Genomic DNA, 22,727 nt, shown 5'->3' on the forward strand with positions numbered 1-22,727 from the left:
GGGCCAGCGTTGGAAGGGAATAGGTATTGTACGTGGCGGGGATTTAAGTCACATGAGTGTGATTTAATCCCGCAAAGGTGCTGGTAAGCGTACTGTGTGCCGAAATTAACTCCCACAAGGTTAGCTACCCCTATTTAGGGGCCATTGCCTATAAGGTCGTTCTTCCATGAAGGACTCGACGACTAGGAGCGAGCTCCACTCGGAATATCGACAAGAACGGTGAACGGACCATCGTTGACCGAGTCGACGGCCATGTAGGCACCGAATACGCCCGTCTCGACGGTAAGGCCACGCTTGCGGAGTTCCTCGACGCATGTGTTAAAGGTGGGCTCAGCCTCGGTCGGTTTCGCCGCAGCAGACCAGGACGGGCGTCGGCCATGGGAGGTATCACCCATCAGTGTGAACTGTGACACAACAAGCAACGGCGCATCGACGTCAAGCGCAGATACCTCAGTCGGGCGTCCCTCAGGCGTCGAACCCTCGAAGATCCGAAGACGAGCCAGTTTTTCTGCCATAGCCTGAGCGGTGGCTGAGGTATCTCCTGTGGCTACGCCGATGAGGACAAGAAGCCCTCCCACATCTGAGTCCGGGATTGATCCAACCACGGAATCTTGAACAACAACGGACGCGGAACGAACACGCGTGACTACTGCTTTCACTGAAGATCTCCAGGTATGACAAGCCCGTGGCGAATGGCGTCGACCAGTATGGGTAAAAACTCGTCGGCCAGGTTCTGGGCTGGTGTAGTTGGGGTAACGAGTTCGGCAATCTCGCACACATCGCGGGCTGACAGTCCATTCGGATCCAAACCTCGAAAGATACGTAAGACGTTCTCGTCGATTTCGTGGGAAAAGCGTGGTCCGTCGGTTCGGGTGATCCGCGTAACAACGTCGGTAAAGGTGGAGTCTGCCTCTGCCTCAGCGAGAGAAACCTTTTCAAGCGCTAAGCCTGGCCTGACACTAAATCTGCTGTCCAGGATTTCACCTGGAGTACGTGCATCAAGCCATGCGCAGCGTCGGAAGTACTCCTCAATTTCCGGGCCCAAAGGATCTGTGTACGGTTGAGTGAATTCCTCACACACAACTTCTGAGTTCTCCTCAGGATCAATCGGAGTCATCGCGATAAAACCAATACCGATTCCCGTCACGCCGGCGTGATCCATATAGTCAATCCACACCTCTGATTGCGATCGACCGAGGTCACCGCGGGGATCAAGAGACTCATCCTTGATCCACGTGCCCACATAATGCAGGGGGTCGACACAATCCCGCTCCAACACCCATGCACGATAACCGTGGTCCGGAATCCACGACGCGACCCGCGCTTGCCAGGCCTGCGCATCAGAATGAATCCACGCCCCCAGCACGCATGCTTGGCCATGAACAGCCAGGTGCTCCGGAATGCCGCGAATGAGCTTAGCGGTAGCGCCATCGAGCTCCATTCCAGAATCCCGATAAACGTGGCGTAACGTCGGCGGCCCCACCACAAAAGGCGGATTCGCGATGATGCGATCAAATGTCTGATGACGGACGGGTTCGAACCATGAGCCCTGTTTGAAATCAATCTGTGTACGTGGCTCGGAAGTTAAAACAATCTCGGCCGCAGCGCACGTAGCTTCAGCGAAGAGGAGGGCACGCTGGCTCACGTCCGTCGCAGTGATCGAGTCCGACCGCCCCCATTGGCCCATAATTTGGACACCTGATCCGGTCCCTAAGTCCAAAACTGAGCCGACGTGTGATGTCCCCGTTGCTTGAAGGAGTGACCGCGATGCGGCACCCACGCCCACGACATGTTCGGGGTCTGCTGAATGATCAACCATCGAGGCATCGGCGTCGCTAAAAATGAGGTAGTCCGAGCGTTCCGACGGGCTGATGTGCAGTGGGCGGATATCGATTGCGGTGCGAAAGCGCTCTCGATCCGTATCGGGTTCGCGGACGATAACGCCTGCGGAGACAGCGTCGACGAAGAAATTGTCGCCGAAAGTGTCGACGAACACGTCGCGCGGCTGTGGTTCGCGAAGGATGAGTAACCGCACTGCCCGCGCAAGGCGTCGATCATCCTCATTCGAGGCTTGGCGCTCAAAGCGATGACAGGCAAAGGACACAGCGGCGGGTTCGTGCCGATCCAAGGCTGCTAGGCCATCATCGCCGAGGACACGGTGTAAGCCCGACGAAGAATAGCCGAGCTCAGTAAGCCGTTTCGCGAGCGATGCGGCGTAACGTGGCAGTTCGGAGATATCAGGTAGCGTGCTCACCATTGTGGCCTGTTCTCTAACCTTTCATCGGAACGTGAAGTACCTCGTGAAGCGCGTGAAGTACTTAGAGTGCGTGAAGTACCTAGAGTGCGGGCAGATCGCTATAAATCTTAAGTGAGAATCCTAAGTGAAAAAATGTAAGCATCGCACCTGGCGCAAAACGTTTACGTGGTGGTGTCGTGATTATCTTCATCAAGGACAGCACTGCCCGGATCAGTGGTGCCGGGACTAGCGGCATGAGCAGAGTCTGTACTATTTTCGCCCCTACTTACCCCGTTGTCATCCATCACATTGCCACTGTGAGGATCAACATCCACCGTCGTTACCCGTGAATCAGCGGCTGCCTCTGACTCACTTGATTCATGTGATGCAGCCTGTTCACTTCCGGCAACCAATTCGCGGGCGCGCTCTCCGTCGACAAGACCGTTGAACGCGTAATACGCGTCTCTATTCACGGCGGGCTTGTATACCTGCGGCTTTCGCGGGTCGTGTGTCTCACCCACGGCGTTAGCTATCACGACAGCTATCCATGGAAGGGGAACAGAGATGACAGTAAACACGGCTGCCAACACCAGGTTGTGCAATAGCATGTATGCCAATGCGGCAAGCAATAAGAAGGGGATACGCGAACCCTGCAAGACGGCATACTCACGCCGTCTGCGGTGCCAATCCTCAACTGGCGACCTTTGGGCGTCGGTAATTAGTGCGACGTGCTTGCGTCGGTGAAACATACTCCCCACCGTAGCCCCTTGACTGCGATCACGAAGCGTAAGCGGTAGGGTAGATAGCTCCTAACCGGCAATCTGGATTCTCGGACATCGTAGAGGTGGCTGGGGACCCTCCTCCTGACTTGACGTATAAGGCATGATTGAACCGTGACAACACCTCAGACGACCACGATTGAACGAACCAAAGCCGAAGAACAAACAACGGATTCGGACACACCGAAATATTTTCACTATGTGAAGAAAAATCAGATAGTGGAATCAGCTGTGAATGGTAATTACGTGGTGGCATTGTGTGGGGAAACCTTTCCCGTCACCAAACAAGCCAAGCCAGGCTCGCCTGTGTGCCCGGAATGTGAGCGCATTTATCGGGGGCTGCGCCGACGGTGAAACTCCGCGAATGGCAGCAAGCTGCGCTCTCGCAGTACTTTGACACAAATCCAGACGATTTTTTAGCAGTAGCAACCCCGGGAGCAGGCAAAACAACCTTCGCACTGACACTCGCTCGGCGTCTTCTTGATAGGAGAGCTGTCAACCGCATCATCGTGGTTGTTCCTACGGAGCACCTGAAACACCAGTGGGCTGACGCTGCTTCGCGGATGGGGATCGCTCTGGATGCCAACTTCACGAACTCGGCGGGAACCCTCAACCCTGTTTTCGACGGGATGGTCGTGACCTACGCTCAGGTCTCGATGCACCCGTTTAAACATAACTCCCTTGCAACGACGAAAAAGTCGCTGGTCATCATGGACGAAATCCATCATGGTGGAGATGCGAAGAGTTGGGGCGACGGAATTCGCTATGCCTACTCCGATTCCGCGAGGCGCCTTGAGTTGACGGGAACGCCATTTCGTTCTGATGATGCTCCGATCCCATTTGTGCGGTATATCGAAGACGGGGACGGTCATCAGGTCTCCCGCGCGGATTACACCTACGGGTATTCCCACGCATTGCGGGATGGTGTCGTTCGTCCTGTCGTGTTCATGGCGTATTCCGGAGAAGCGCGTTGGCGGGACAGTGCAGGGGAGGAGTTTGCAGCCAGGCTAGGCGAACCCCTCAGCGCTGAGCATACGGCCAAAGCGTGGAAAACTGCTCTTGATCCCAAAGGACAGTGGATCCCATCTGTTCTCCGTGCAGCCGATATCCGTCTTAAAGAGTATCGACGTGCCATCCCCGACGCTGGAGGGCTAGTCATTGCCACGGACACGAAGGCCGCGCGTGCCTACGCAAAAATTCTGGAGCGGTTGTCGGGCGAACCGGTTACTGTTGTTCTATCCGACGAACCCGGATCGTCTCGTAAAATCGAAGAGTTCTCTCAGTCCACTGAGCGGTGGCTTGTTGCTGTTCGCATGGTGTCAGAAGGCGTTGATGTGCCTCGGCTCGCTGTTGGAGTATACGCAACGTCGTCGTCGACGCCTCTGTTCTTTGCGCAGGCTGTTGGTAGATTCGTCCGAGCCCGGGTGCCCGGGGAAACAGCGTCCATTTTCCTGCCGTCAATTCCAGTGCTGTTGGACTTGGCATCCCAAATGGAGGCTGAACGCAACCATGTTCTGGGTAAACCGCATCGGCCCAATGAGGGCTGGGATGATGAGTTGGTGGCGCAAGCGAACCGAACTGAGTCCGAACCCGACGATCTAAAAAAGTATGAGTCGCTAGGCGCAGACGCGGAACTTGATCACCTCATTTATGACGGGTCATCCTATGGCACCGGAACATTATCAGGATCCGAGGAGGAAGCAGAGTACCTGGGACTCCCGGGGCTGCTTAACGCGGATCAAATGAGGCAATTGCTGCAAAATCATCAGCAAGAGCAGTTGAAAGCTCGAGAGCGGGAAAAGAAAAAAGCCGACGAAGCACGGCGTCGGTTTCATGATCCGCGCGACAATGAGGTGGGCAGCGACAATCGTCACATGTCCGATGGCAGTCGCGGTGTGATTGACGATCTTCCTCGGTTACGGAAAGAGCTTAATGCGTTAGTGTCGATATCTGCCGCGCGAACCGGTCGTCCGCACGGGCAAGTACACAACGAAGTTCGGCAGGCATGTGGCGGTCCGCAAACAGCTTTATGCACCGCTGACCAGCTGCGAAGCCGAATTAATTATCTGCGCAAGTGGTAATCTGCCTGGTGATAGGCCGTCCTATGTTCATTATGTGCGTCGGATTTTATCCATGTAAATGGCACACTGACTCTCGGTACACATTGTCGCCCGCATCATCCCAGGATGGGGATGCGGGCGACACTAAGTAAACTGCGCAAACTAATCTTCGCAGATTAGTCAAGGTAATCCCGGAGCACTTGTGACCGCGACGGGTGGCGCAGTTTCGACATTGTTTTCGATTCGATCTGGCGGATGCGCTCGCGGGTCACGCCGTAAACTTGGCCGATCTCATCGAGTGTTCGTGGCATCCCATCCGTGAGGCCGAAGCGAAGCCGAACAACTCCTGCCTCACGCTCAGTGAGGGTCTTGAGAACATCCTGAAGCTGGTCTTGGAGGAGGGTAAAGGAGACCGCATCAACGGCCACGACTGCTTCGGAGTCTTCGATGAAGTCACCGAGCTGACTATCTCCTTCGTCGCCGATAGTTTGATCCAGAGAAATTGGCTCGCGAGCATACTGCTGGATTTCGAGGACTTTGTCCTCGGTAATGTCCATTTCGCGGGCCAATTCCTCGGGTGTTGGTTCCCGACCCAGGTCCTGTAGAAGCTCTCGTTGGATACGACCAAGCTTATTAATGACCTCCACCATGTGGACCGGAATGCGGATTGTACGAGCCTGATCAGCCATCGCGCGGGTAATGGCCTGCCGAATCCACCACGTTGCGTACGTAGAGAACTTGTAACCCTTCGTGTAGTCGAATTTCTCGACTGCACGGATCAGGCCTAAGTTTCCTTCCTGAATCAGGTCGAGGAAAGCCATTCCTCGACCCGTGTAGCGCTTCGCTAAGGAGACGACGAGACGTAGGTTGGCTTCCAGCAAATGGTTTTTTGCTTTGCGGCCATCACGAGCGATAGATCGAAAGTCTCGCGATTGTGCAGGGCTGAGCTTGGTGTTGCTTGCTTTGAGCTCCTCGAGTTTGTGGTTCGCATACAAGCCAGCCTCGATACGCTGGGCGAGAGATACCTCTTGCTCTGCGTTAAGGAGCGCGACCTTACCTATTTGTTTCAGATAAGCGCGGACTGAATCTGCAGACGCAGTAAGTTCAGCGTCTTTTCGGGCTTGGCGGAGTGCTGCTGACTCATCCTCGTCCCACACGAAGTTGCCACCGTCACTATCGTCATCATCGTCGTCAGTTGACGAATCGCTAGTGCGCTTAATAGGCGAGCTTGGGTGATCGTCCTCGATCTCGTCCTCGTCCAGTCCTGCTTCGTCGTCTAAGTCGTCACTGTCCAGGTCATCATCGTGATCGAGATCATCATCTAGATCCGAGTGCTCCATATCGATGTCATCGTCATCATCGATATCATGAAGTGCGAAATCTTCTCCATCGTGATGGAGATCGGTATCTGCACTCTTCGACGTATCATCGTCGGGATGTCCGTCGACAATCTGAGCATCCGACGTGATCACGTCGGGATTGTTCTCGGCCGCCGTGTCCTTAGTCGACGTACGGCTTGTGGACGGTCGCTTATTGGCCGTCTTAGTAGTCTTTTTCGCCGCTGATTTCTTTGACGTTGTCTTTTTAGCTGTGGACTTCTTCGACGTTGTCTTTTTAGCAGCAGTCTTCTTGGCAGCAGTCTTCTTGGCCGAGGACTTTTTGGCTGTCCGCTTGGTTGGTTTTTTCGCCGCTGATTTCTTCGGAGCAGCCTTCTTTTGGGACGACGACGAAGACTCGTCCGCAGCTGCCGACGCATCTTCGTGGAGGGCGGATGAGTCCGAGGCCTGCTTCTTGGCAACCTTATTCGCAGCAGTTTTCTTCACTGTGGCTTTCTTGGCTGCGGTCTTCTTTGCAGCAGTTTTCTTAGCCGCCGTCTTCTTCGTGGCCGCTTTTTTGGCTACAGCCTTTTTCGGTGTTTCAGTCATGCCTGTTTTCGCTGTCTCCACTATCGCTTTGCCCCTTCACCGTCATTAAACCTCATGCGCGCCGTGGCTATGCTTAGTGTTCCATGAAGACTCGGTTCCGTGCCGAGAGAGGCGATCTCCCTATCTTGCGATCTCCCGATTGATGTCACTGCCACTACTCGGGGTTGCTCGATAATGTCCACATGGCCCTTCCTGATCGATGAAGATTTCGATTGGTGCTGCGCACAATTGACTGTTTCAGCATTTCAAGCGCCGGCACCTACCACAGATAGCGCGTCGTCTTCACGGGTTTATCACGCGAGATGGCGATTGACGATCGCGTCACACGCCCAGGATGTGGCCTGAGAGTAGTGGAGGTGTAGTGCAGCCAGAGTCACTGATGTGCGCAACGAGCTGGATCGACCGCCCAGTATAACCTACGTACGTCACTCCATGTCGAGCGGCTCCGGCTCAGTGTCTCTAGACGTATGTACTTTATGGGCAAATATGGTCCCGCGCAGCCATCGCCGCGCCTACAATTCCAGCTCGGTTTAAAAGCTCAGCGGGCACGACTGTTGTTTCACATGTCAACCGTGGAATCCACTTTTCATGCTTGCGCGATATCCCACCCCCGGCAACGAATGTAGTGGGGGAAAACAGTTTTTCGTACTCTTTGAGAACTCGGTCCACGCGTTTTGCCCACTCTTTATATGACAAATCCTTGCGCTCTTTCACAGCAGAGGACGCGCGTCGTTCAGCTTCCTTACCATCGATATTTAAATGACCTAACTCACTATTGGGATATAGTTGCCCGTTGATCAGCAAGGCAGAGCCGATTCCGGTACCAAAAGTTAGAAAAATGACCGAGCCTTTTCGTGCAATAGGGTTCCCGTAGGCCACCTCGGCTATTCCGGCAGCGTCCGCGTCATTGAGGACAGCGATGTCACGGGTTGACCCAATATGGCGATGAAAGAGCTCCGATACGTCGGTATCAATCCACGATTTGTCGATATTAGCCGCGCTACGAGCTTGCTGCTGTTTCACAATTGCGGGAATGGTGATTCCAACAGGCCCCGTCCACTGTGCCTGCTCGACGATCTGACGGCACGTGTCAGCGACAGCGTCGGGAGTTGAGGGCTTTGGTGTAAGAATCTTGATTCTCTCTCCGACGAAAGTTCCGTTATCGAGATCAACAATTGCGCCTTTTACTCCGCTTCCGCCGACGTCTATGCCAAAGCCGTAATTATTCATAACTCCGATAGTAGCGGATTTCATGACGGTAACTCTGAACGATTTCGACGATCGTGCCGTTGTCGTAGGAATTCGCCGGAAAAATGGTGAACTAGAACGTACTGTTATCAAGGAGCTCGGGGATGCGGGGCTGCAGCAAGGGGCGAAAATGGTTACCGTGGTTCGTATGACTTCTTCAGAAACCTTCGCTGGAAGCGATAATGATCCTTCGGATGACAACGCACAATTAGCAGATCCGAACTCGTCAAACCCATCAACGTTGACCGACGAAGCGAGTTCAGAGCTTAATGTAGCTCTGTCAGTAGCCATTGCTGCAGGACGACATGTCCGTGATCAGCGGGCGAAGATCGCTGATTTATCCGCTTCGGTAGTTACGAAGTCGTCCGATAATGATCCTGTGACCGAAGTTGACACATCGACCGAACAATTAGTCCGGCGATTACTGTCTACGGTTCGACCTCACGATACCGTTTTTGGAGAGGAATCGGGCGGGGAACTGCCTGAGGAGGGAACCGTGTGGGTCGTCGACCCCATCGACGGCACAGTCAATTTCCTCTACGGGATACCTTTTTACGCAGTGAGCTTAGCTGCGCAAGTGCATGGCGAAACCGTGGCAGGAGTCGTTGTTGATATCGCCCACGATCTGACTTACTTCGCCTCTCGCGATGGTGGTGCATACCTGCGGAAGGGTGCCTTGGAGCACGAAACGACGGAGCCCCGCGTCGTCGCGTCTGATAAGCAGCTTTCAGTTTCGCGTAGACACGATTTGTCCCATGCTCTCGTTTCCACGGGGTTCGGCTATACAGCTTCTCGACGGCATGTGCAGGGGACTGTGGTGAGCGCGATGCTTGAGACCGTCCGTGATATCAGGCGTTTGGGCTCGGCAGCGCTGGATTTATGCCATGTTGCAGAGGGCAGCGTTGACGCGCACTACGAGCATGGGTTGAACTTGTGGGACTATGCGGCCGGCGCTCTCATTGCTCATGAAGCCGGCGCGTGCGTTTCTGTGCCGCAGCGGACGAGCCCTGGGAGTGACGGTGAGTTACTGATGGCGGCTCATTCTGAGCTTTTCGATGAGCTTAAAGAAGGGCTGGCCCGAGCCGGCGGACTCGATCCTATACCGTCCGATTAGTACATGAGCTATTGAGATTTTCTCGTATAGGCCGGCTACGTATCGACGGTTTCAGCTCCTCGTGTGAGGTGGCCTGACGGCGTTGGGTTTACGTGGCCGAGTGCCGGGGTGTGGGGGAGTGAAAGGCGTCAAAGCTCCCCCCTCTCGCTTCTTAAAATTTCAGTTGACATAGGGCGTCTGAACAGCTGTTTTGCGGGTACATTCTGATGTAACGAACCCGTGAAATAATGGGCGGATAAACAGGACGTGACAATGCTAAGAAATTGGTCTAAAGTGCGCGTCCGACCGGCAGTTTCATCATTTCGGAGGTCGCTTGACATGCCCAAGGACTATGACGCCCCTCGTGGGGACAGGCAAGATTTCGACACGGACTCGCTTGAAGGACTTCAGGCAGCAGAGAATAAAAAAGGACCAGTGGATGATACCGACGATGGCGACATCGTCGAACCTATCGATCTCCCTGATTTCGATTATTCCAATGAAGAGCTTTCGGTCGATGTCGTGCCGAAGAAATCAGACGAATTTACCTGCGGCGTGTGCTATTTAGTTCAACACAGGAACCGATTGGCATACACCGAAAATGACGGCACAATGGTGTGCCGCGATTGCGCGTAGCTCGCTGACTGTATACAGATCTGTAGGCGTTACCACGTTGTTGCCACGGCGTGCTGAGGTGTCTGTTTAGCGTGCTCACATACTGTTCTGGGTTACGGCCATCATTGAATGGATATTGAGGAGCTAAGTACCTGGACGGGCTTGTCGTTCTCGCCTCTGTTACGGGTGCTTCGCTTGCAGGCTTGTTACGGCTCAGTAAATGGGACGACCAAGTGCTTCGAGAAGCGCGTCAGGATCCTTAGTGCTGATGAGCCAGTACGGAGTTGGATCGTGCGGATCGTTCAGCACCAACATCACCATCTCGGGCACCCAGGCATGGGAAACGACATAAGCCTCCGGGTCTAATTGCCTTCCCATAGCGGCACTTTTTGCTGTGGCAGGAACGGCAAGTGTTCGTTCGATTACCGACGCAGGAAGCTTCGCTGGCCCCACATAGAGCCAGCGCTCCCCATGAGGCGTTTTCTCAACCCGTATGACGTTTCCCGATAAGGAAATGAGGGACCATGACGCCGCTGCTCCGAAGACGATCGCCCCGATGAGTGTCCAATACCAGGGGCGATTGAGTCCTAACTCGTAGGACAACAGCACAACAAGGCCTAGAACAGCGACCCACCAGTAAAACGGGATCCACTGGCGCTCTCGGTACAGAACGTCGCCACTGCGGGTTGATTTCTGTGAGGGAGTATCACGCTGTTCATTCACAGCTCCCTAGTCTAGCGTGCTTGTATTTTCACCCGTGGTTTCGTCGTCCCTTGTGTTTCTGCCATGAGGTCTCGTTTGGATGAATGGCGGATGAACCAAGCGATGACCTGGAATTACGGGAGGCTGTCCTCTGGGATAGCTTCACCTATGCTCTTAAACTATGGCGATGTGGTGAGTCAATGACATGAGTTAGCTCAAAACGCTAATGGCCGTGTTCGTCCGCCGCTCGGTTAGTCTAAAGACGTGACTAAGACACCCAGTATTCGCGTACAACGTTTAGACACCGGCCTTGATCTTCCTCAACGCGCTCACCCCAGCGATGCGGGAATTGATTTGATGTCGACCGATAATGTCATACTTCGACCAGGCGAGCGGAAATTGGTCGGAACGGGCATAGCAATCGGTTTACCGGTGGGAATGGTGGGGCTGATTCATCCCCGGTCCGGGCTGGCGTTAAAAAGGGGGCTCTCTATCGTCAATACACCGGGTACGATCGATGCCGACTATCGTGGCGAGATCAAGGTGTGCCTGATTAACCTTGATCAGCATGAAGCGGTCACCATTTCACGGGGGGACAGGATTGCTCAACTCGTCGTTCAGGAAGTTGTGCTGAGCGACGTTGTCGAGGTTGACCATCTCGATGAGACAGAACGAGGCCAGGGCGGATACGGATCTACGGGCGTTGGAGCTACAGATGGCGTAGATGATGTTCTACGATCGCAGCAGTAAAGGCCTTAAGTTGAAAGCAATGGGTAATTAAAAATTCATGGCAAGTGGCCTTTGTGTAAGTGGCCGATGTCAGTGCCAATTCGAGCAGTTCAGAGCGGTGGTCAGAGAATGAGGAGACCGTGCTCGTGGCTCGTGTCAATGCAGTCATGACATGAATTCTTGGTAAGGAGTTTGCCTATGTGGCCCTTTGGGAAGAAAAACAAGCAACCTGATGAAACTAATGAATCGGATTTTCGCAATAATTCACGCGATGAGCGCAGTGAATTAAGCGATGAAGGAACTGATGCCACCAGCAACAAAGGCTTATCTGGGGAAGAACGCCCACATGCGACGTTCGATGCAATGGAAGGCGACTCGGGCCCGTTCGATTCTCGGCGCGAAGATCTAGACCGTTTTGACTTCAGCGACTTCGCCAAAGGGGATATTGATTTGGGGTCACTCCTTGTTCCGATTCCTCACGAGGCTGAGATTCAAGTGGAGGTTAGCCAGGAGGGTCCACGCGCTGTGCACGTTGCCAGCCCGTATGGCCGTGTGACACCGGTTGCTTTCGCCGCTCCCCGCTCTGGCGGCCTGTGGGAAGAACAGTTGAACGAGGTTGAACAGCAGATCACCGCTGATGGTCTCAAATCTCATCGTGAGTCGGGCCCGTGGGGAATAGAGATTACCGGTATTGGGCCTCATGGCATGATGCACATGGTTGGTATCAACGGCCCGGGATGGATGCTACGACTAACAGCCGTGGGACCAGATGAGTCTCACGATCAGTTGGTCGCCCTGACGCGTGGTATTGCCTCTCGTACAATCGTGAAACGAGGCGACGGGCCCATGCCAGCTGGTGAAACTCTTCCTGTCGCATTGCCTCAAGACATGGTTCAGGAGCTTCAAAAAGCAATGGCTCAACGAGCCGCTGAAGCCCAACGTGCCGCTGGGGCTCAGCAAGCACAAGAGGGTCCGCAGAGTACAGCGTCGTCAGGGCACATTGCAGATGATTCCGCGGCCTTCCCTTCCGGGAATGAAGAATCATCCGACGCGGGACATGGAAATGTTGATTCAGAAAGCACTGGCCGTTGTCGTTCAACTGGCGGTGAGGCCGCTGCGCGAATGGAATCCGCAATGGATGAACTAGACCGTGAAGAAGATGATGACAAGCACTGAACGACGCCGGATAAGACAACCAGGCCAGCCCACGTCGAGTGATGACCCGACTCTTCTTGAACAGGTGGGCGGAATTTCGGGTCTAGTTTCGTCGACTGTGCCGATTCTTGTCCTCGTCCCGGTGAATTCGTGGTGGGGGCTCACTCCGGCTTTAGTGTCCGCACTAGCGGTCTCACTTCTTATTTTCCTCTGGCGCTTTGCTCGTCACGAAAACATGCAGCCCGCCATATCCGGTGTCATAGGTGTGCTTATCGCTGCGGCTATTGCGTGGTACGTCGGTTCCGCTAAAGGCTACTTCCTATATGGAATTTGGTACTCGGCTGTCGTGGGGTCGGTGTTTTTTATATCCTGCCTCGTGCGCTGGCCTGCTGTAGGAGTCATATGGCGTGGGCTCAATGGTCGCGGCATGCGATGGCGTGAGAATACGTCGGAACGTCGTTATTTTGTTCTTGCGACCATTGCGTGGGCCTGTGTTTTCGCGGCGCGATTCTTTGTTCAGAATTATCTATACGGGTCGTCGACGACGAATATTCTGGCTGTCGCGAGGATTGCTATGGGGTGGCCTCTGACTATCCTGGTCATGGTTGTGACGGTCTGGGCGGTGCGCAGGGCAGATGCAGTCAAGGATGACGACCCGAGTAATAAAACTGCGTTCGACACAGACGAGTGAGGTAAGCGAGTGACGCACACTGAGAATCACCCACGTAGTGGTGTTCCTTCCCATGTCACGGTGGATATCACCGATTTCGCTTACGGCGGGCAGGGGATTGGCCGGGTCGACAATCACGTGGTTTTCGTCGACGGTGCTGTAGCTGGGGATCGTGATGTCACCGTCGATATTGATGCCGAGCGCAGTTCGGCATCCCTATGGAGGGGTGGAGCACGAACAATTGGTCACCGCTCGTCTCTACGGAGAAATGCAACTATATCCTGCCCGGCAGCAGAAAACGGGGCAGGCTGCTGTGACTTTTTAGAAATCGCGCCAGATAAGTCCGCTGAGGTGAAAGCCAGCATTACTGCAGATCAAATGCGCCGGATCGGGCATTTTGACGTTGAACCGACGTGTGAGACGTTGCCTCCATATCGCGGGTGGCGTACGAGGATGCGGCTGGCCGTCGACCACGAAGGACGTGCTGGTCTCCGTGTCAAGTCCGGTCATCGTATTGTGACGAATGCGGTGTGTTCCCAAGCTGCGCCTGGTTTGATGGATGGCCTTGATACCCTGCGTTTTACTCCAGGAGCGGAAGTAATACTCGCCCTCGATTCCAATGATATTCGCCACATTGTGGAAGTAGATGCTGGTGCGCCGTCAAAACAACGCTCCGGCACGAGTACGACACGCTCACGTACATCTCGTCGTGGACGACGGGGACGCAGCACGATACTGGAAGGCGGAAATTACTGCGTCGAACGGATATCCGATAACGCTGCTTTAACTCCGTCGGAACTAAGCAATAACCTTGTCGAGAACAGTGGCGGTGCTCAGGGCTCTGCGCAGTCCACGGAGGGCCGAACCTTCATCCTTCCACCGACCGCATTTTGGCAAGCGCATAGGGGTGCTCCGACACGATATTGCGAGCTTGTGCGGGAGCTTCTTCCCGAGGTTCATGGTGGGGTTGCATGGGATCTATATGGTGGGATCGGGCTTTTCGCCGATATTTTGGCCGAAAAAACACGTGGTCCTGTTGATTCCGTGGAGATTGATAAAAATGCTTGCACGTGGGGCCGACGTAGCTTGAATACCCTGGCTGATCCCTCATTTAGTCCGTCGTCGATCCGTTTCCTTACGTCCAGGGTTGATCGCGCATGGTCGTCGCTCCGACGAAATAACAAAGGGGGCGTGGACCTTGTTGTTCTTGATCCTCCTCGAAAAGGTGCAGGCACTAAGGTGATTGGTCAAATAGCCGCGGCGCACCCCCAAGTTGTGGTTCACATCGCCTGCGATCCGGCGACAGGTGCTCGTGACTACGCGGCTTGGTTAGACCACGGCTATGAGATGTCCTCCATGAGGGTCATTGATGCGTTCCCCGGTACTCATCACATGGAGATCATCACCGTTTTCACTGAGAGGTCGTAGCTCCGTGGTAGCCACGCACCTGGCACTGGCGGAAGCGGAAAAATGAGGGCGGTAAGTGGGGGAATTAAAGAATTGTGCGGTGGCCAGACATACCGTGCCTAATCGTTACGGTCGCCAAGAGCATGAGCACACACGGAAGACACAATCCGACGTTGCCACCGGCGGACGCCATGGCGAGCGAAAAACATGTCGATATCAGCAGCATGGGCCTTTGGTTTCGACGAAAAATGCCACGCCATGAGCCTCACTATCTGTGGGGCGATAATCACTTCGTGGGCGATACCTGTTTCATCAGAAACTGTATTGATGGCTTCGGAACACAGTGAATACAGTTGTTCAGCTTTGTGTCCTCGCTCAGAATTGGGAAATCGCCGTCCTCCCGCATAGCGGGCATCTGACTTGTGTACCTGCTGCCGCGACGCCGTCACCCTGTTGTCATGCGTCAAAAACCGAGAGGGCGTCTTTTCTGAAGGGGATGTTGAGGTCTTGTCGTGATCCTCGTGAATGACGCTCCACCACGATCGCGCATTCCGCGCGGATCGGAAGTGCGCTATGTCCATCATTTCTTGAATCGTCCGAGGATTCTTCCGAGCAATCGTTATGAGGTCAGAATTCGATAACACTCGGTGAGGAGAGCGATCCACCAATCGCGCCCGCCGGTCTCGTTCGCGTGCCAAGGTAAAAGCAAGCGCCCTCTGAGCAGGGGTAGATAAATTATTGATTCCTTTAACCCTCAGTGAAGGCTTCACCGAGGGAGCATCAGCAAAGGTGGATGCGCGAATAAAATCACACTCTTCGGCCCACCACGTGAACCGATCTAATTCCGAAAGCAAACCTGCCACAGCGGTGCAAAGCTCAAGGAGGCATTCGACGTCCAAGGCTGCGTAATCAAGCCATTCTTCGGGAAGGGGTCGTTGCGACCAATTTTCATGCCCATGCTCTTTAGCCAAGCGGTAGCCGACTAAACCATCCACCATGTCGCCTAAGTTAACTTTCTTCAGCCCGGCAATGCGGCCGCCGAGCTCGGTATCCAGAAGACGACGAGGAATAAGCCCCATGTCAAGAAGGGCAGGCAAGTCGGTCCGTGAAGAATGGATGATCCAGGTTAGCCGGTTGATGGCGGGGGCTAGGAGCCCCATATCGGATCGGCAAACTTCAGTGTCAATAAGGAATAACCCGCTACCAGCGCGTTTTACTTGGAGGAGAAAGGCGCGATCGCCATAGCGGTAAGCCGAAGCTCTTTCAGTATCGACGGCGATTGGGCCGTGGCCATTCGCCAACATGTGTGCGGCTTTCTCTAGCTCGTCCGCGGTAGAGATTAACGACGGGGTTCCGCCCGATGGCGTCGATATCGGCACAGAAGCAGATTGTGGTGATAAAGGGAAAACAGGAGAAGGCCTGGGAGCTGGTGAGATGTACCAGTCGCTTAGTAATGCCTCGTCACTATCGTCTTGGAGATCATTGTCTTCAAAGAAGCCACGCGTACTCATCGATTCACCGCCCTCGCTATCGCGTCGTATTGAGACTGAGCCGATTATCCAGGCAGTACCAGGTTGACAGATTGCCACGTTTGGCCACGCAGCGTCCTACTGTCCAAGCTGAGCAACTCCTTCAGGAGGAAGCCCCGCCACCGACGCGAGAACGTGAGCGAACGCCTCGACGTGGGAAGCGAGGTCAGTGTCATTCGCTGTCCACGATGCGCGCAATTCAATCTGATACGCCTTGCCTGGCCCCCCAATGTTGCCATACCGAGCCGATGACGTGGAGGTTACAGTGCCCCCGAGCTGCGAATAATCCGCCCCCTCACTTGTTAGACCTTCGGAAAGCCATTGCCACGCGACATCAGGCAACAGTGGATCCGACGCGACCTCTGGATCCATGTCTGCTTGGATATACGCGACAAGCCGAAGGGCTTGGGACCAAGCCCCATCGCTTCGGGGATCGTGAAGGAGTATCAGCCGTCCAAAAGCATCACCGTCCGTATCCCGCGGGATAGTACGAGACTGCTCGTGATCCACTTCTAATCCGACCGCGTAGCTATATGGGGCTAAACGCTGGGGTGGGCGAATTGAACCCATGGATATTTCCTTGCGCAATGAGGCCGCATGCATGGAAGCCACCGCGTCATGGAAAACCTGGGGTTCGTCGGCGGATCCATCATGATCCATGGATGCTGATGTCCCCTTATGAGGAGTAGCAGCGTTTAACCGGTGGGAAGCAAAATTATCGTCGTGCGATGGCTGATCAATGCTCACACTTGGGCACGGTACAGTTTTCTGTCATGATTACTCAGGAGGCGCGCCGGAAGTTCTGTGTCAAAGTCCCAGCTAGCGATGAGTCCTGATGGCCCTTTGACGTCGGACACCAGCTCGGTCGCACTTGGTGAAAAGCCTTTGCAGACTGACATGCACGGGATGTTCATGTGCGACCGGTTTACATTGTGTGATGTGGTGAGCTCACCGCGTCGCTAAAAATACTTAACGACGGGGGGACTAAGAAATCGCCTGTGCCAGTGGAATCTTAGCGACGGTGGGGTACACCCGGTAGGGGCGATTGTTGCGAGTGTTCGATTCAGATCGAGACCTGGCACTATAAACCATATGCATGGAATGAGTACGAATTCCGGCGATTCTCCAGGTATAGCCTCGTCGCGCCGCACATTGTCGCAGTCATCGCTACTCGACGCAGCGTTTGGAGACACTCCGTGTCATCGCCCCGTCTGGTTTATGCGTCAGGCTGGGCGCTCACTTCCGGAATACCGGAAGCTCAGGGAAAGTATCGGGATGCTGGAGGCATGCTTTACCCCTGATGTCGCGGCTGAGATCACTCTGCAACCTGTGCGTCGACATAATGTCGATGCTGCAATCTTTTTCTCAGATATCGTTGTGCCCCTTAAGGCTGCGGGAATCGGGGTAGATATCGTTGCCGGCCGTGGACCCGTCGTCAATCATCCCATTCGTTCGCGGTCTGATATTGACTCGCTCCCTGAGCTGGATCCGGATTCCATTTCGTCCATTGGTGAGGCGGTCCGGGAAATCATCCGAGAACTGCGGGATGATCAGGCTTTGATCGGATTTGCTGGTGCGCCTTTTACCATTGCGTCCTATTTGATTGAGGGGGGACCGTCGAAAACTCACCAGCACACGAAAGCCATGATGCATGCTGATCCAGGCTCATGGCACGCTCTTATGCGTGTGTTGACGGAGTACATCAAGGTTTTCCTCGGGGTGCAGATCGACGCGGGAATTGATGCTATGCAGCTATTCGATTCCTGGGCGGGGTACCTGCATGCACGGGACTATAACGATCTCGTTGCCCCATATTCGGCTGATATCTTTAGGTTTGTTTCTGAGAAGTCCTCACGGGGTGGGCGCCGTCCTATCCCGCGGATTCATTTCGGTGTCACGACGGGTGAGCTTCTTGGTTCTATGGCGCAAACGGGCCCCGATGTCATGGGGGTTGACTGGCGGGTTGATATGGCTACTGCGGCACAGCGCATTAACGTAGCTTTAGCGGACAAGACAGGGGAAGCGAAATCTGGTGCGATGGCGCTTCAAGGAAATATTGACCCAGCCTTACTTTTTGCAGGTAAAGAAGCGGTTGATAAGGAAATCAATCAGCTTTTGACCACCACGGATCAGCTTATCTCCGAAGGAAAAATTTCAGGTCATATCGTGAACTTGGGACATGGTGTTCTCGCAGACACCGACCCGGACGTTATTTCTCACATCGTAGAAAAGGTGCATTCGTGGTAAATACGCGTGTTGCGGTTATTGGTGGAGGACTGTCGGGGCTTGTCGCGGCTTATGAAATCAGTCGTCGCGACCCTGATAGCGACGTCGTTGTTTTTGAAGCATCCGACGCGGTAGGTGGGAAACTTAAGACCGTTGATCTAGCTACCGGCAGTGTTGATGCGGGGGCAGAGGCTTACCTCGCCTTCCGTGCTGATGCCACTCGGTTTTTTACTTCCTTGGGGCTGAAAGATCGGCTCCGCTATCCGTCCGACCTCAAATCCGGGTTGTGGATTGGCGACGGTGTCTTGCACTCGGTTCCGTCGCGAACTGTGATGGGAATTCCCGCCGATAGTTCCTCAGTGAAAGACCTTGTTGATTCCGAGACCTGCGCACGGATTGATGCTGAGGGGGAGGCATATCCCATACCGTGGATGGAGGGTGAAGATGCCTTACTCGGCGCGTTGGTTGCCGAGCGGATGGGACAACAGGTCGTGGATCACGTGGTTTCTCCCTTGCTGGGTGGAGTCTATTCGTCTCGAGCTGAGGATCTTGGCCTGCGAGCGACGATTCCGGAATTAGCCGCTGCGATGGATGACCTCGCCAATCACGGCGAGCCTGTGACATTGACGCAGGCGGCTGCTGCTGTATTACAGCAACGAGATGAAGCGCGTGAGGCACGAGTAGCCGGTGGCGCGGCAGATGAAGATTCTCCGAGTGCGTCGGCGAAAAAGCCTCCGGTGTTCGCCTCTTTCGTCGGCGGCTATCGTGATCTGATCGATGCGCTAATTGAGCAGTCATCGGCGACCATCCGTGTGAATACTCCTGTTAGCGCGGTAGTGCCCACGAAGGCAGCAAGTTCCCATCGTTTCCACGTGGTGACTGGCTCTTCGTCGGCAGAATCTGAAAACTTTGACGGTGTTATTGTCGCCACCCCAGCGGATGTCGCGGCGCAGCAGCTCGCTGAGGTTGCCCCCGTAACAGCCGACATCCTTGGGTCGATGGATCTAGCGTCGAGCGTTGTGCTTGGTTTACGTCTGCCGAGTGACGAGGGTATTCCGGAAAAAACGGGTATTCTCGTGTCGCCTGATGCAGGGCTACACGCTAAAGCCTTTACTTTCTCATCTCGTAAGTGGCCTCACGTCAACGATCAGGTTGGTGCTTTCATTAGAGCGTCGTTCGGCCACTGGGGCGACGATTCACTCGTCAGGGAAGATGAAGACACGCTGGTGAAATACGCTATCGACGATTTTGAAAAGATAACCGGTCAACGTTTGCACCCCGAAGAGACTGTGCTTCAAAAGTGGTGGGGTGGTTTACCTCGATACGGGATGGGCCACGATGAACTCGTTAACGTGGCACTTCAGGACATTAGTCAAGTCGATGGACTAGAAGTTGCAGGTTCCATTTGGCACGGCGTAGGCGTTCCAGCGTGTATAGCACAAGCGCGTGAGGCAGCGAAGAAGGTGATGGATACGATTATGTGACAGCGATTGGAAGGCTCCTCCGTCTACGTGGAGCCAACAACAAAGTTCCATTGATGTCGTGTGCGTCGAGCTCCGTCGTCACACCACGACGCTGCAGTAGTGTACGAAGAAAGGAAGAGGTTGACCATGACTGATAACCAAGACGACGTTCGTCAAGAAACTAGTGAGAGCTCTGCTAAAGCTTCGACGGAACCTGCACAATCTGCTGGCCCCGAGCACAAGCATCGCTTGGATTATAAGAAGCTGAATGCGACTGTTCGGTACGCGATGTGGTCGGTATTTAAGGTTGCTCCCGGTAAACTGGGTGAGGACCGGGGTAAAGTGGCCCAGGAAATGCGTGATTTCATTGCTTCATATGAGCACGAAGACCTCACTATACGAGGAATCTACAACGTTTCCGGTATTCGTGCGGAAGCTGACATCATGATTTGGTGGCACGCTGAAAAGATGGAAGATCTGCAGGAAGCTTACAACCGTTTCCTACGTACGACGACATTGGGGCGTGCATGTACAGGAGTGTGGTCACAGGCAGCGCTTCACCGGCCATCTGAATTCAATAAGTCCCATGTGCCGTCATTCATTGCAGAAGAAGAACCGAAGCGTTGGATTGCTGTTTATCCCTTCGTTCGCTCGTATGACTGGTACGTGATGGATCCTGCAGATCGCCGTCGCATCCTAGCTGACCACGGAAAAATGGGCCGCGATTATCCTGACGTCCGCGCAAACACCGTTCCGGCTTTCGCTTTGGGCGACTATGAATGGATTCTTGCCTTTGAGGGGCCACAACTGGATCGCATCGTCGATCTGATGCATCACATGCGCTATACAGAGGCGCGGCTCCACGTCCGTGAGGAAATTCCGTTCTTTACCGGACGACGAGTTGACGATATCGCTGAGATCACCGATCTCTTGCCATAATCGTCTCATCAAGAAGATCTTGTCACTACGGCGTAGGGCAGACCGCTAGAAAGGTAGCGGTCCATTCCCTCGCTTACTTCTTGGCCACTAATCCTTGGCTGCGGGTTCTAGTGTGAGGCTGATGCTGTTAATGCAATAGCGTAAATCTGTAGGGGTGTCGTATCCTTCGCCTTCGAAGACGTGACCTAAGTGGCTATGGCACTGCGCGCATTTCACCTCAACTCTGTGCATCCCGTGACTATTATCGGCAACTTCAATGATTCGATCTCCGGCGAGCGGGGAGAAGAACGATGGCCATCCGCAGTGACTGTGGAACTTCTCGCGGGATCGGAATAGCTCAGAACCGCAGGCCCGGCATCGGTAGACTCCTTCAGTTTCGGTATCGGTATATTCACCCGTGAAAGGAGCTTCGGTTCCCGCTTCTCTAAGGACACGGTATTCGGCGTTGGTAAGCCGGGCCCGCCATTCATCATCGGTAAGGCGACGAAAATCCTCGTGTTGGTCATCGTTGTTGTCGTTACCTAAGTGATTATGTGTAGTCATTTTTTCCTCTCGGCATCGTGCGAGATTGTCATCAGAGGTTCCGGTGTTAACTCAGTTCAACACTGCGCTAAGGTTCGTTATTTCATGAGTGGCCGTACTGTTAATAGGTCTTGGTTCTTTTAGGTCTTGGTTCGCCATGTCTAGTAGGGGCTGGTTACACCACCATCAGTGCGGCTTAGGTGTCGTGGTCGCATAGACCGTACCTAAGGAACACAGCTCCGTTCTGGTCATATCCTATTGCGAGGAGTTTACCGTCTGTGGGCGTGCCGGTGACCTCATTATCCTCTTCGCCCGTTCCGTCGGAGACCCCGTAGGCAATTCGCGGGGCGTTGCCGGCTTGTACACCGGGATGAATCGTCAAGATCACTTCGTCGATAACACGTGACGTCAGGAGCGATCCTAGAAAGCGAGGCCCGCCTTCACAATCGACGAGTTTGTAGCGGTCATTTAACCATTGACGGACATGAGTGCCGTCGAGCTTGTCGAGGACGTCGACGTCAATACCGTGGTTTCGCAAAATTGCCCGGTTTTCGCTCCACGTTGGCGCTTTTGACGCGGCTCGATCTGTGAGGATGATAACTGAGCCCTGCGGTGAGGTTTCTTCGGGCGCATCGTTGCCAGAATCTCTGCCGTTGTGAACCGATTCCGACTTATCGTCATTGATGTCATGAGTGGCGGTTAGGGGAGAAGACAAAAGGTCCGAGAGCCGTTCTCCATCCAACTGGTGGGTAGTGAGGACCAAGTCTGCGGTAGGTGGTAATCCATGGCGCGATCGAATCTGAATTTCCTGCGCGCTGAATTCTATGGGTCCATACCCTTCGGCGAGGGCCGTGGACAGGCCTGCTACGACGGCTTCGGTTTGCCGTCGATGTAGGGCGAAAATGCTGGAATCGATCGGGCCGCCGAGCTCTCCTGATGTACCACTTGGTGCTATGGAGGCACCATCGATAGTGGATACCATGATTGCTCGAATGCTCAGTGACTGTGGCGCTGGGTAGGGGAGAAAGCGCTGCACTGCGATGTCGATATCGGGATCTTTATCTGGCGGGAAAACCGTGACTGTGGGTGATGGGGTCATAACTCCACAGTAGGCGGGAGTGCGCCGTGAATTCTGTACAAGGTCCCCTTGAGAAGAATATGTTGGGCTTGAGGTGGAAACGGGAATCGAACCCGTGTACACGGTTTTGCAGACCGTTGCCTCACCACTCGGCCATTCCACCATACGACGATGATGAGGAAAGGCTTTCACTCATACATCACGTTGCACGATAGCACAAAAGGGCAGTTATCTGCCCTTTTACACCTTAGTGCATGGAGCGGATGACGGGACTCGAACCCGCGACCCTAACCTTGGCAAGGTTATGCGCTACCAACTGCGCTACATCCGCAAGACTCATCGCGCAACAGA

General features: G+C 54.3%; 21 protein-coding genes and 2 tRNA genes. 11 read left to right on the forward strand and 12 right to left on the reverse strand.

The window, feature by feature from the left end; translation table 11 throughout:
- Positions 1-182 precede the first annotated feature (182 nt).
- The 3 genes from dtd to I6J23_RS08315 form a co-directional block, all read right to left on the reverse strand.
- Positions 183-659, reverse strand: a complete 477-nt coding sequence (gene dtd, locus I6J23_RS08305) for a D-aminoacyl-tRNA deacylase (RefSeq protein ID WP_204581645.1) — start codon at positions 657-659, stop codon at positions 183-185.
- Entirely contained in the window at positions 656-2,257 is a 1,602-nt protein-coding gene (locus tag I6J23_RS08310) for a DUF7059 domain-containing protein (protein WP_204581646.1), read from the reverse strand. The genes dtd and I6J23_RS08310 overlap by 4 nt, the downstream gene beginning before the upstream one ends.
- Before the next feature lie 161 nt (positions 2,258-2,418).
- Complete coding sequence (locus I6J23_RS08315; protein WP_204581647.1) at positions 2,419-2,985, reverse strand: DUF3099 domain-containing protein; 567 nt, start codon at positions 2,983-2,985, stop codon at positions 2,419-2,421.
- A 144-nt stretch (positions 2,986-3,129) separates the two neighbouring features.
- Here I6J23_RS08315 and I6J23_RS08320 point away from each other — a divergent pair, with 144 nt between their 5' ends.
- Together I6J23_RS08320 and I6J23_RS08325 are read left to right on the forward strand one after the other, a co-directional pair.
- Positions 3,130-3,369 (forward strand): DUF3039 domain-containing protein, encoded by a 240-nt coding sequence (locus tag I6J23_RS08320; protein ID WP_204581649.1) that lies wholly within the window; start codon positions 3,130-3,132, stop codon positions 3,367-3,369.
- A complete protein-coding gene (locus I6J23_RS08325; RefSeq protein WP_204581651.1) occupies positions 3,366-5,096 on the forward strand; it encodes a DEAD/DEAH box helicase in 1,731 nt (576 codons plus the stop codon). Before I6J23_RS08320 ends, I6J23_RS08325 begins: the two co-directional genes overlap by 4 nt.
- Positions 5,097-5,251: 155 nt before the next feature.
- On the opposite strand, the gene I6J23_RS08330 is transcribed toward I6J23_RS08325, so the two are convergent.
- Entirely contained in the window at positions 5,252-7,021 is a 1,770-nt protein-coding gene (locus I6J23_RS08330; protein ID WP_412523809.1) for an RNA polymerase sigma factor, read from the reverse strand.
- A gap of 453 nt (positions 7,022-7,474) precedes the next feature.
- Positions 7,475-8,230: a polyphosphate--glucose phosphotransferase gene (gene ppgK / locus I6J23_RS08335; RefSeq protein WP_204583017.1), complete on the reverse strand. Its 756-nt coding sequence runs from the start codon at positions 8,228-8,230 to the stop codon at positions 7,475-7,477.
- Between the two features lie 166 nt (positions 8,231-8,396).
- Between ppgK and I6J23_RS08340 the strand changes: the two genes are divergently transcribed.
- Positions 8,397-9,362: an inositol monophosphatase family protein gene (locus I6J23_RS08340; RefSeq protein WP_204583018.1), complete on the forward strand. Its 966-nt coding sequence runs from the start codon at positions 8,397-8,399 to the stop codon at positions 9,360-9,362.
- Between the two features lie 318 nt (positions 9,363-9,680).
- Positions 9,681-9,977, forward strand: a complete 297-nt coding sequence (locus I6J23_RS08345; RefSeq protein ID WP_204581652.1) for a DUF4193 domain-containing protein — start codon at positions 9,681-9,683, stop codon at positions 9,975-9,977.
- Positions 9,978-10,169: 192 nt separating this feature from the next.
- Here I6J23_RS08345 and I6J23_RS08350 read toward each other — a convergent pair whose 3' ends face one another.
- On the reverse strand, positions 10,170-10,679 hold the full coding sequence (locus I6J23_RS08350) for a DUF3093 domain-containing protein (RefSeq protein WP_204581653.1): 510 nt from the start codon (positions 10,677-10,679) through the stop codon (positions 10,170-10,172).
- A gap of 243 nt (positions 10,680-10,922) precedes the next feature.
- Here I6J23_RS08350 and dut point away from each other — a divergent pair, with 243 nt between their 5' ends.
- From dut to I6J23_RS08370, 4 genes are all read left to right on the forward strand, one after another.
- Positions 10,923-11,408 carry a dUTP diphosphatase gene (dut, locus tag I6J23_RS08355; protein WP_204581654.1) on the forward strand — a complete coding sequence of 162 codons (486 nt, stop codon included), beginning with the start codon at positions 10,923-10,925 and terminating at the stop codon, positions 11,406-11,408.
- Between the two features lie 177 nt (positions 11,409-11,585).
- A complete protein-coding gene (locus I6J23_RS08360; RefSeq protein WP_204581656.1) occupies positions 11,586-12,563 on the forward strand; it encodes a DUF3710 domain-containing protein in 978 nt (325 codons plus the stop codon).
- Positions 12,547-13,233 carry a DUF3159 domain-containing protein gene (locus I6J23_RS08365; protein ID WP_239454883.1) on the forward strand — a complete coding sequence of 229 codons (687 nt, stop codon included), beginning with the start codon at positions 12,547-12,549 and terminating at the stop codon, positions 13,231-13,233. Before I6J23_RS08360 ends, I6J23_RS08365 begins: the two co-directional genes overlap by 17 nt.
- A gap of 9 nt (positions 13,234-13,242) precedes the next feature.
- A complete protein-coding gene (locus I6J23_RS08370) occupies positions 13,243-14,640 on the forward strand; it encodes a class I SAM-dependent RNA methyltransferase (protein ID WP_204581657.1) in 1,398 nt (465 codons plus the stop codon).
- A gap of 98 nt (positions 14,641-14,738) precedes the next feature.
- On the opposite strand, the gene I6J23_RS08375 is transcribed toward I6J23_RS08370, so the two are convergent.
- Both I6J23_RS08375 and I6J23_RS08380 read right to left on the reverse strand, forming a co-directional pair.
- Positions 14,739-16,130 (reverse strand): HRDC domain-containing protein, encoded by a 1,392-nt coding sequence (locus I6J23_RS08375; RefSeq protein WP_204581659.1) that lies wholly within the window; start codon positions 16,128-16,130, stop codon positions 14,739-14,741.
- Between the two features lie 96 nt (positions 16,131-16,226).
- A complete protein-coding gene (locus tag I6J23_RS08380) occupies positions 16,227-16,808 on the reverse strand; it encodes a DUF3000 domain-containing protein (RefSeq protein ID WP_204583020.1) in 582 nt (193 codons plus the stop codon).
- Positions 16,809-17,240: 432 nt separating this feature from the next.
- Between I6J23_RS08380 and hemE the strand changes: the two genes are divergently transcribed.
- From hemE to hemQ, 3 genes are all read left to right on the forward strand, one after another.
- Complete coding sequence (hemE, locus tag I6J23_RS08385) at positions 17,241-18,395, forward strand: uroporphyrinogen decarboxylase (RefSeq protein ID WP_204581660.1); 1,155 nt, start codon at positions 17,241-17,243, stop codon at positions 18,393-18,395.
- A complete protein-coding gene (hemG, locus tag I6J23_RS08390; protein WP_204581662.1) occupies positions 18,389-19,858 on the forward strand; it encodes a protoporphyrinogen oxidase in 1,470 nt (489 codons plus the stop codon). The genes hemE and hemG overlap by 7 nt, the downstream gene beginning before the upstream one ends.
- A 126-nt stretch (positions 19,859-19,984) precedes the next feature.
- A complete protein-coding gene (hemQ, locus tag I6J23_RS08395) occupies positions 19,985-20,776 on the forward strand; it encodes a hydrogen peroxide-dependent heme synthase (RefSeq protein ID WP_239454884.1) in 792 nt (263 codons plus the stop codon).
- A gap of 87 nt (positions 20,777-20,863) precedes the next feature.
- On the opposite strand, the gene msrB is transcribed toward hemQ, so the two are convergent.
- The 4 genes from msrB to I6J23_RS08415 form a co-directional block, all read right to left on the reverse strand.
- Entirely contained in the window at positions 20,864-21,319 is a 456-nt protein-coding gene (gene msrB, locus I6J23_RS08400) for a peptide-methionine (R)-S-oxide reductase MsrB (RefSeq protein ID WP_204581663.1), read from the reverse strand.
- A gap of 175 nt (positions 21,320-21,494) precedes the next feature.
- On the reverse strand, positions 21,495-22,397 hold the full coding sequence (locus tag I6J23_RS08405; protein WP_204581665.1) for a dihydrofolate reductase family protein: 903 nt from the start codon (positions 22,395-22,397) through the stop codon (positions 21,495-21,497).
- Positions 22,398-22,468: 71 nt separating this feature from the next.
- Positions 22,469-22,539 (reverse strand) — tRNA-Cys (locus I6J23_RS08410).
- Between the two features lie 92 nt (positions 22,540-22,631).
- Positions 22,632-22,707 (reverse strand) — tRNA-Gly (locus I6J23_RS08415).
- Positions 22,708-22,727 lie beyond the last annotated feature (20 nt).

The sequence above is a fragment of the Corynebacterium kroppenstedtii genome (genome assembly GCF_016894245.1).
In the GTDB taxonomy this organism is placed as follows: domain Bacteria; phylum Actinomycetota; class Actinomycetes; order Mycobacteriales; family Mycobacteriaceae; genus Corynebacterium.

What these genes read in the sequence shown, in the direction of transcription:
- I6J23_RS08310 (WP_204581646.1), bottom strand. Translation starts at nt 2,257, where the DNA reads ATGGTGAGCACGCTACCTGATATCTCCGAACTGCCACGTTACGCCGCA.
- I6J23_RS08315 (WP_204581647.1), bottom strand. Translation starts at nt 2,985, where the DNA reads ATGTTTCACCGACGCAAGCACGTCGCACTAATTACCGACGCCCAAAGG.
- ppgK (WP_204583017.1), bottom strand. Translation starts at nt 8,230, where the DNA reads ATGAATAATTACGGCTTTGGCATAGACGTCGGCGGAAGCGGAGTAAAA.
- I6J23_RS08340 (WP_204583018.1), top strand. Translation starts at nt 8,397, where the DNA reads ATGACTTCTTCAGAAACCTTCGCTGGAAGCGATAATGATCCTTCGGAT.
- I6J23_RS08345 (WP_204581652.1), top strand. Translation starts at nt 9,681, where the DNA reads ATGCCCAAGGACTATGACGCCCCTCGTGGGGACAGGCAAGATTTCGAC.
- I6J23_RS08360 (WP_204581656.1), top strand. Translation starts at nt 11,586, where the DNA reads ATGTGGCCCTTTGGGAAGAAAAACAAGCAACCTGATGAAACTAATGAA.
- I6J23_RS08365 (WP_239454883.1), top strand. Translation starts at nt 12,547, where the DNA reads ATGATGACAAGCACTGAACGACGCCGGATAAGACAACCAGGCCAGCCC.
- I6J23_RS08375 (WP_204581659.1), bottom strand. Translation starts at nt 16,130, where the DNA reads ATGAGTACGCGTGGCTTCTTTGAAGACAATGATCTCCAAGACGATAGT.
- I6J23_RS08380 (WP_204583020.1), bottom strand. Translation starts at nt 16,808, where the DNA reads ATGGATCATGATGGATCCGCCGACGAACCCCAGGTTTTCCATGACGCG.
- hemE (WP_204581660.1), top strand. Translation starts at nt 17,241, where the DNA reads ATGCATGGAATGAGTACGAATTCCGGCGATTCTCCAGGTATAGCCTCG.
- hemQ (WP_239454884.1), top strand. Translation starts at nt 19,985, where the DNA reads ATGACTGATAACCAAGACGACGTTCGTCAAGAAACTAGTGAGAGCTCT.
- msrB (WP_204581663.1), bottom strand. Translation starts at nt 21,319, where the DNA reads ATGACTACACATAATCACTTAGGTAACGACAACAACGATGACCAACAC.
- I6J23_RS08405 (WP_204581665.1), bottom strand. Translation starts at nt 22,397, where the DNA reads ATGACCCCATCACCCACAGTCACGGTTTTCCCGCCAGATAAAGATCCC.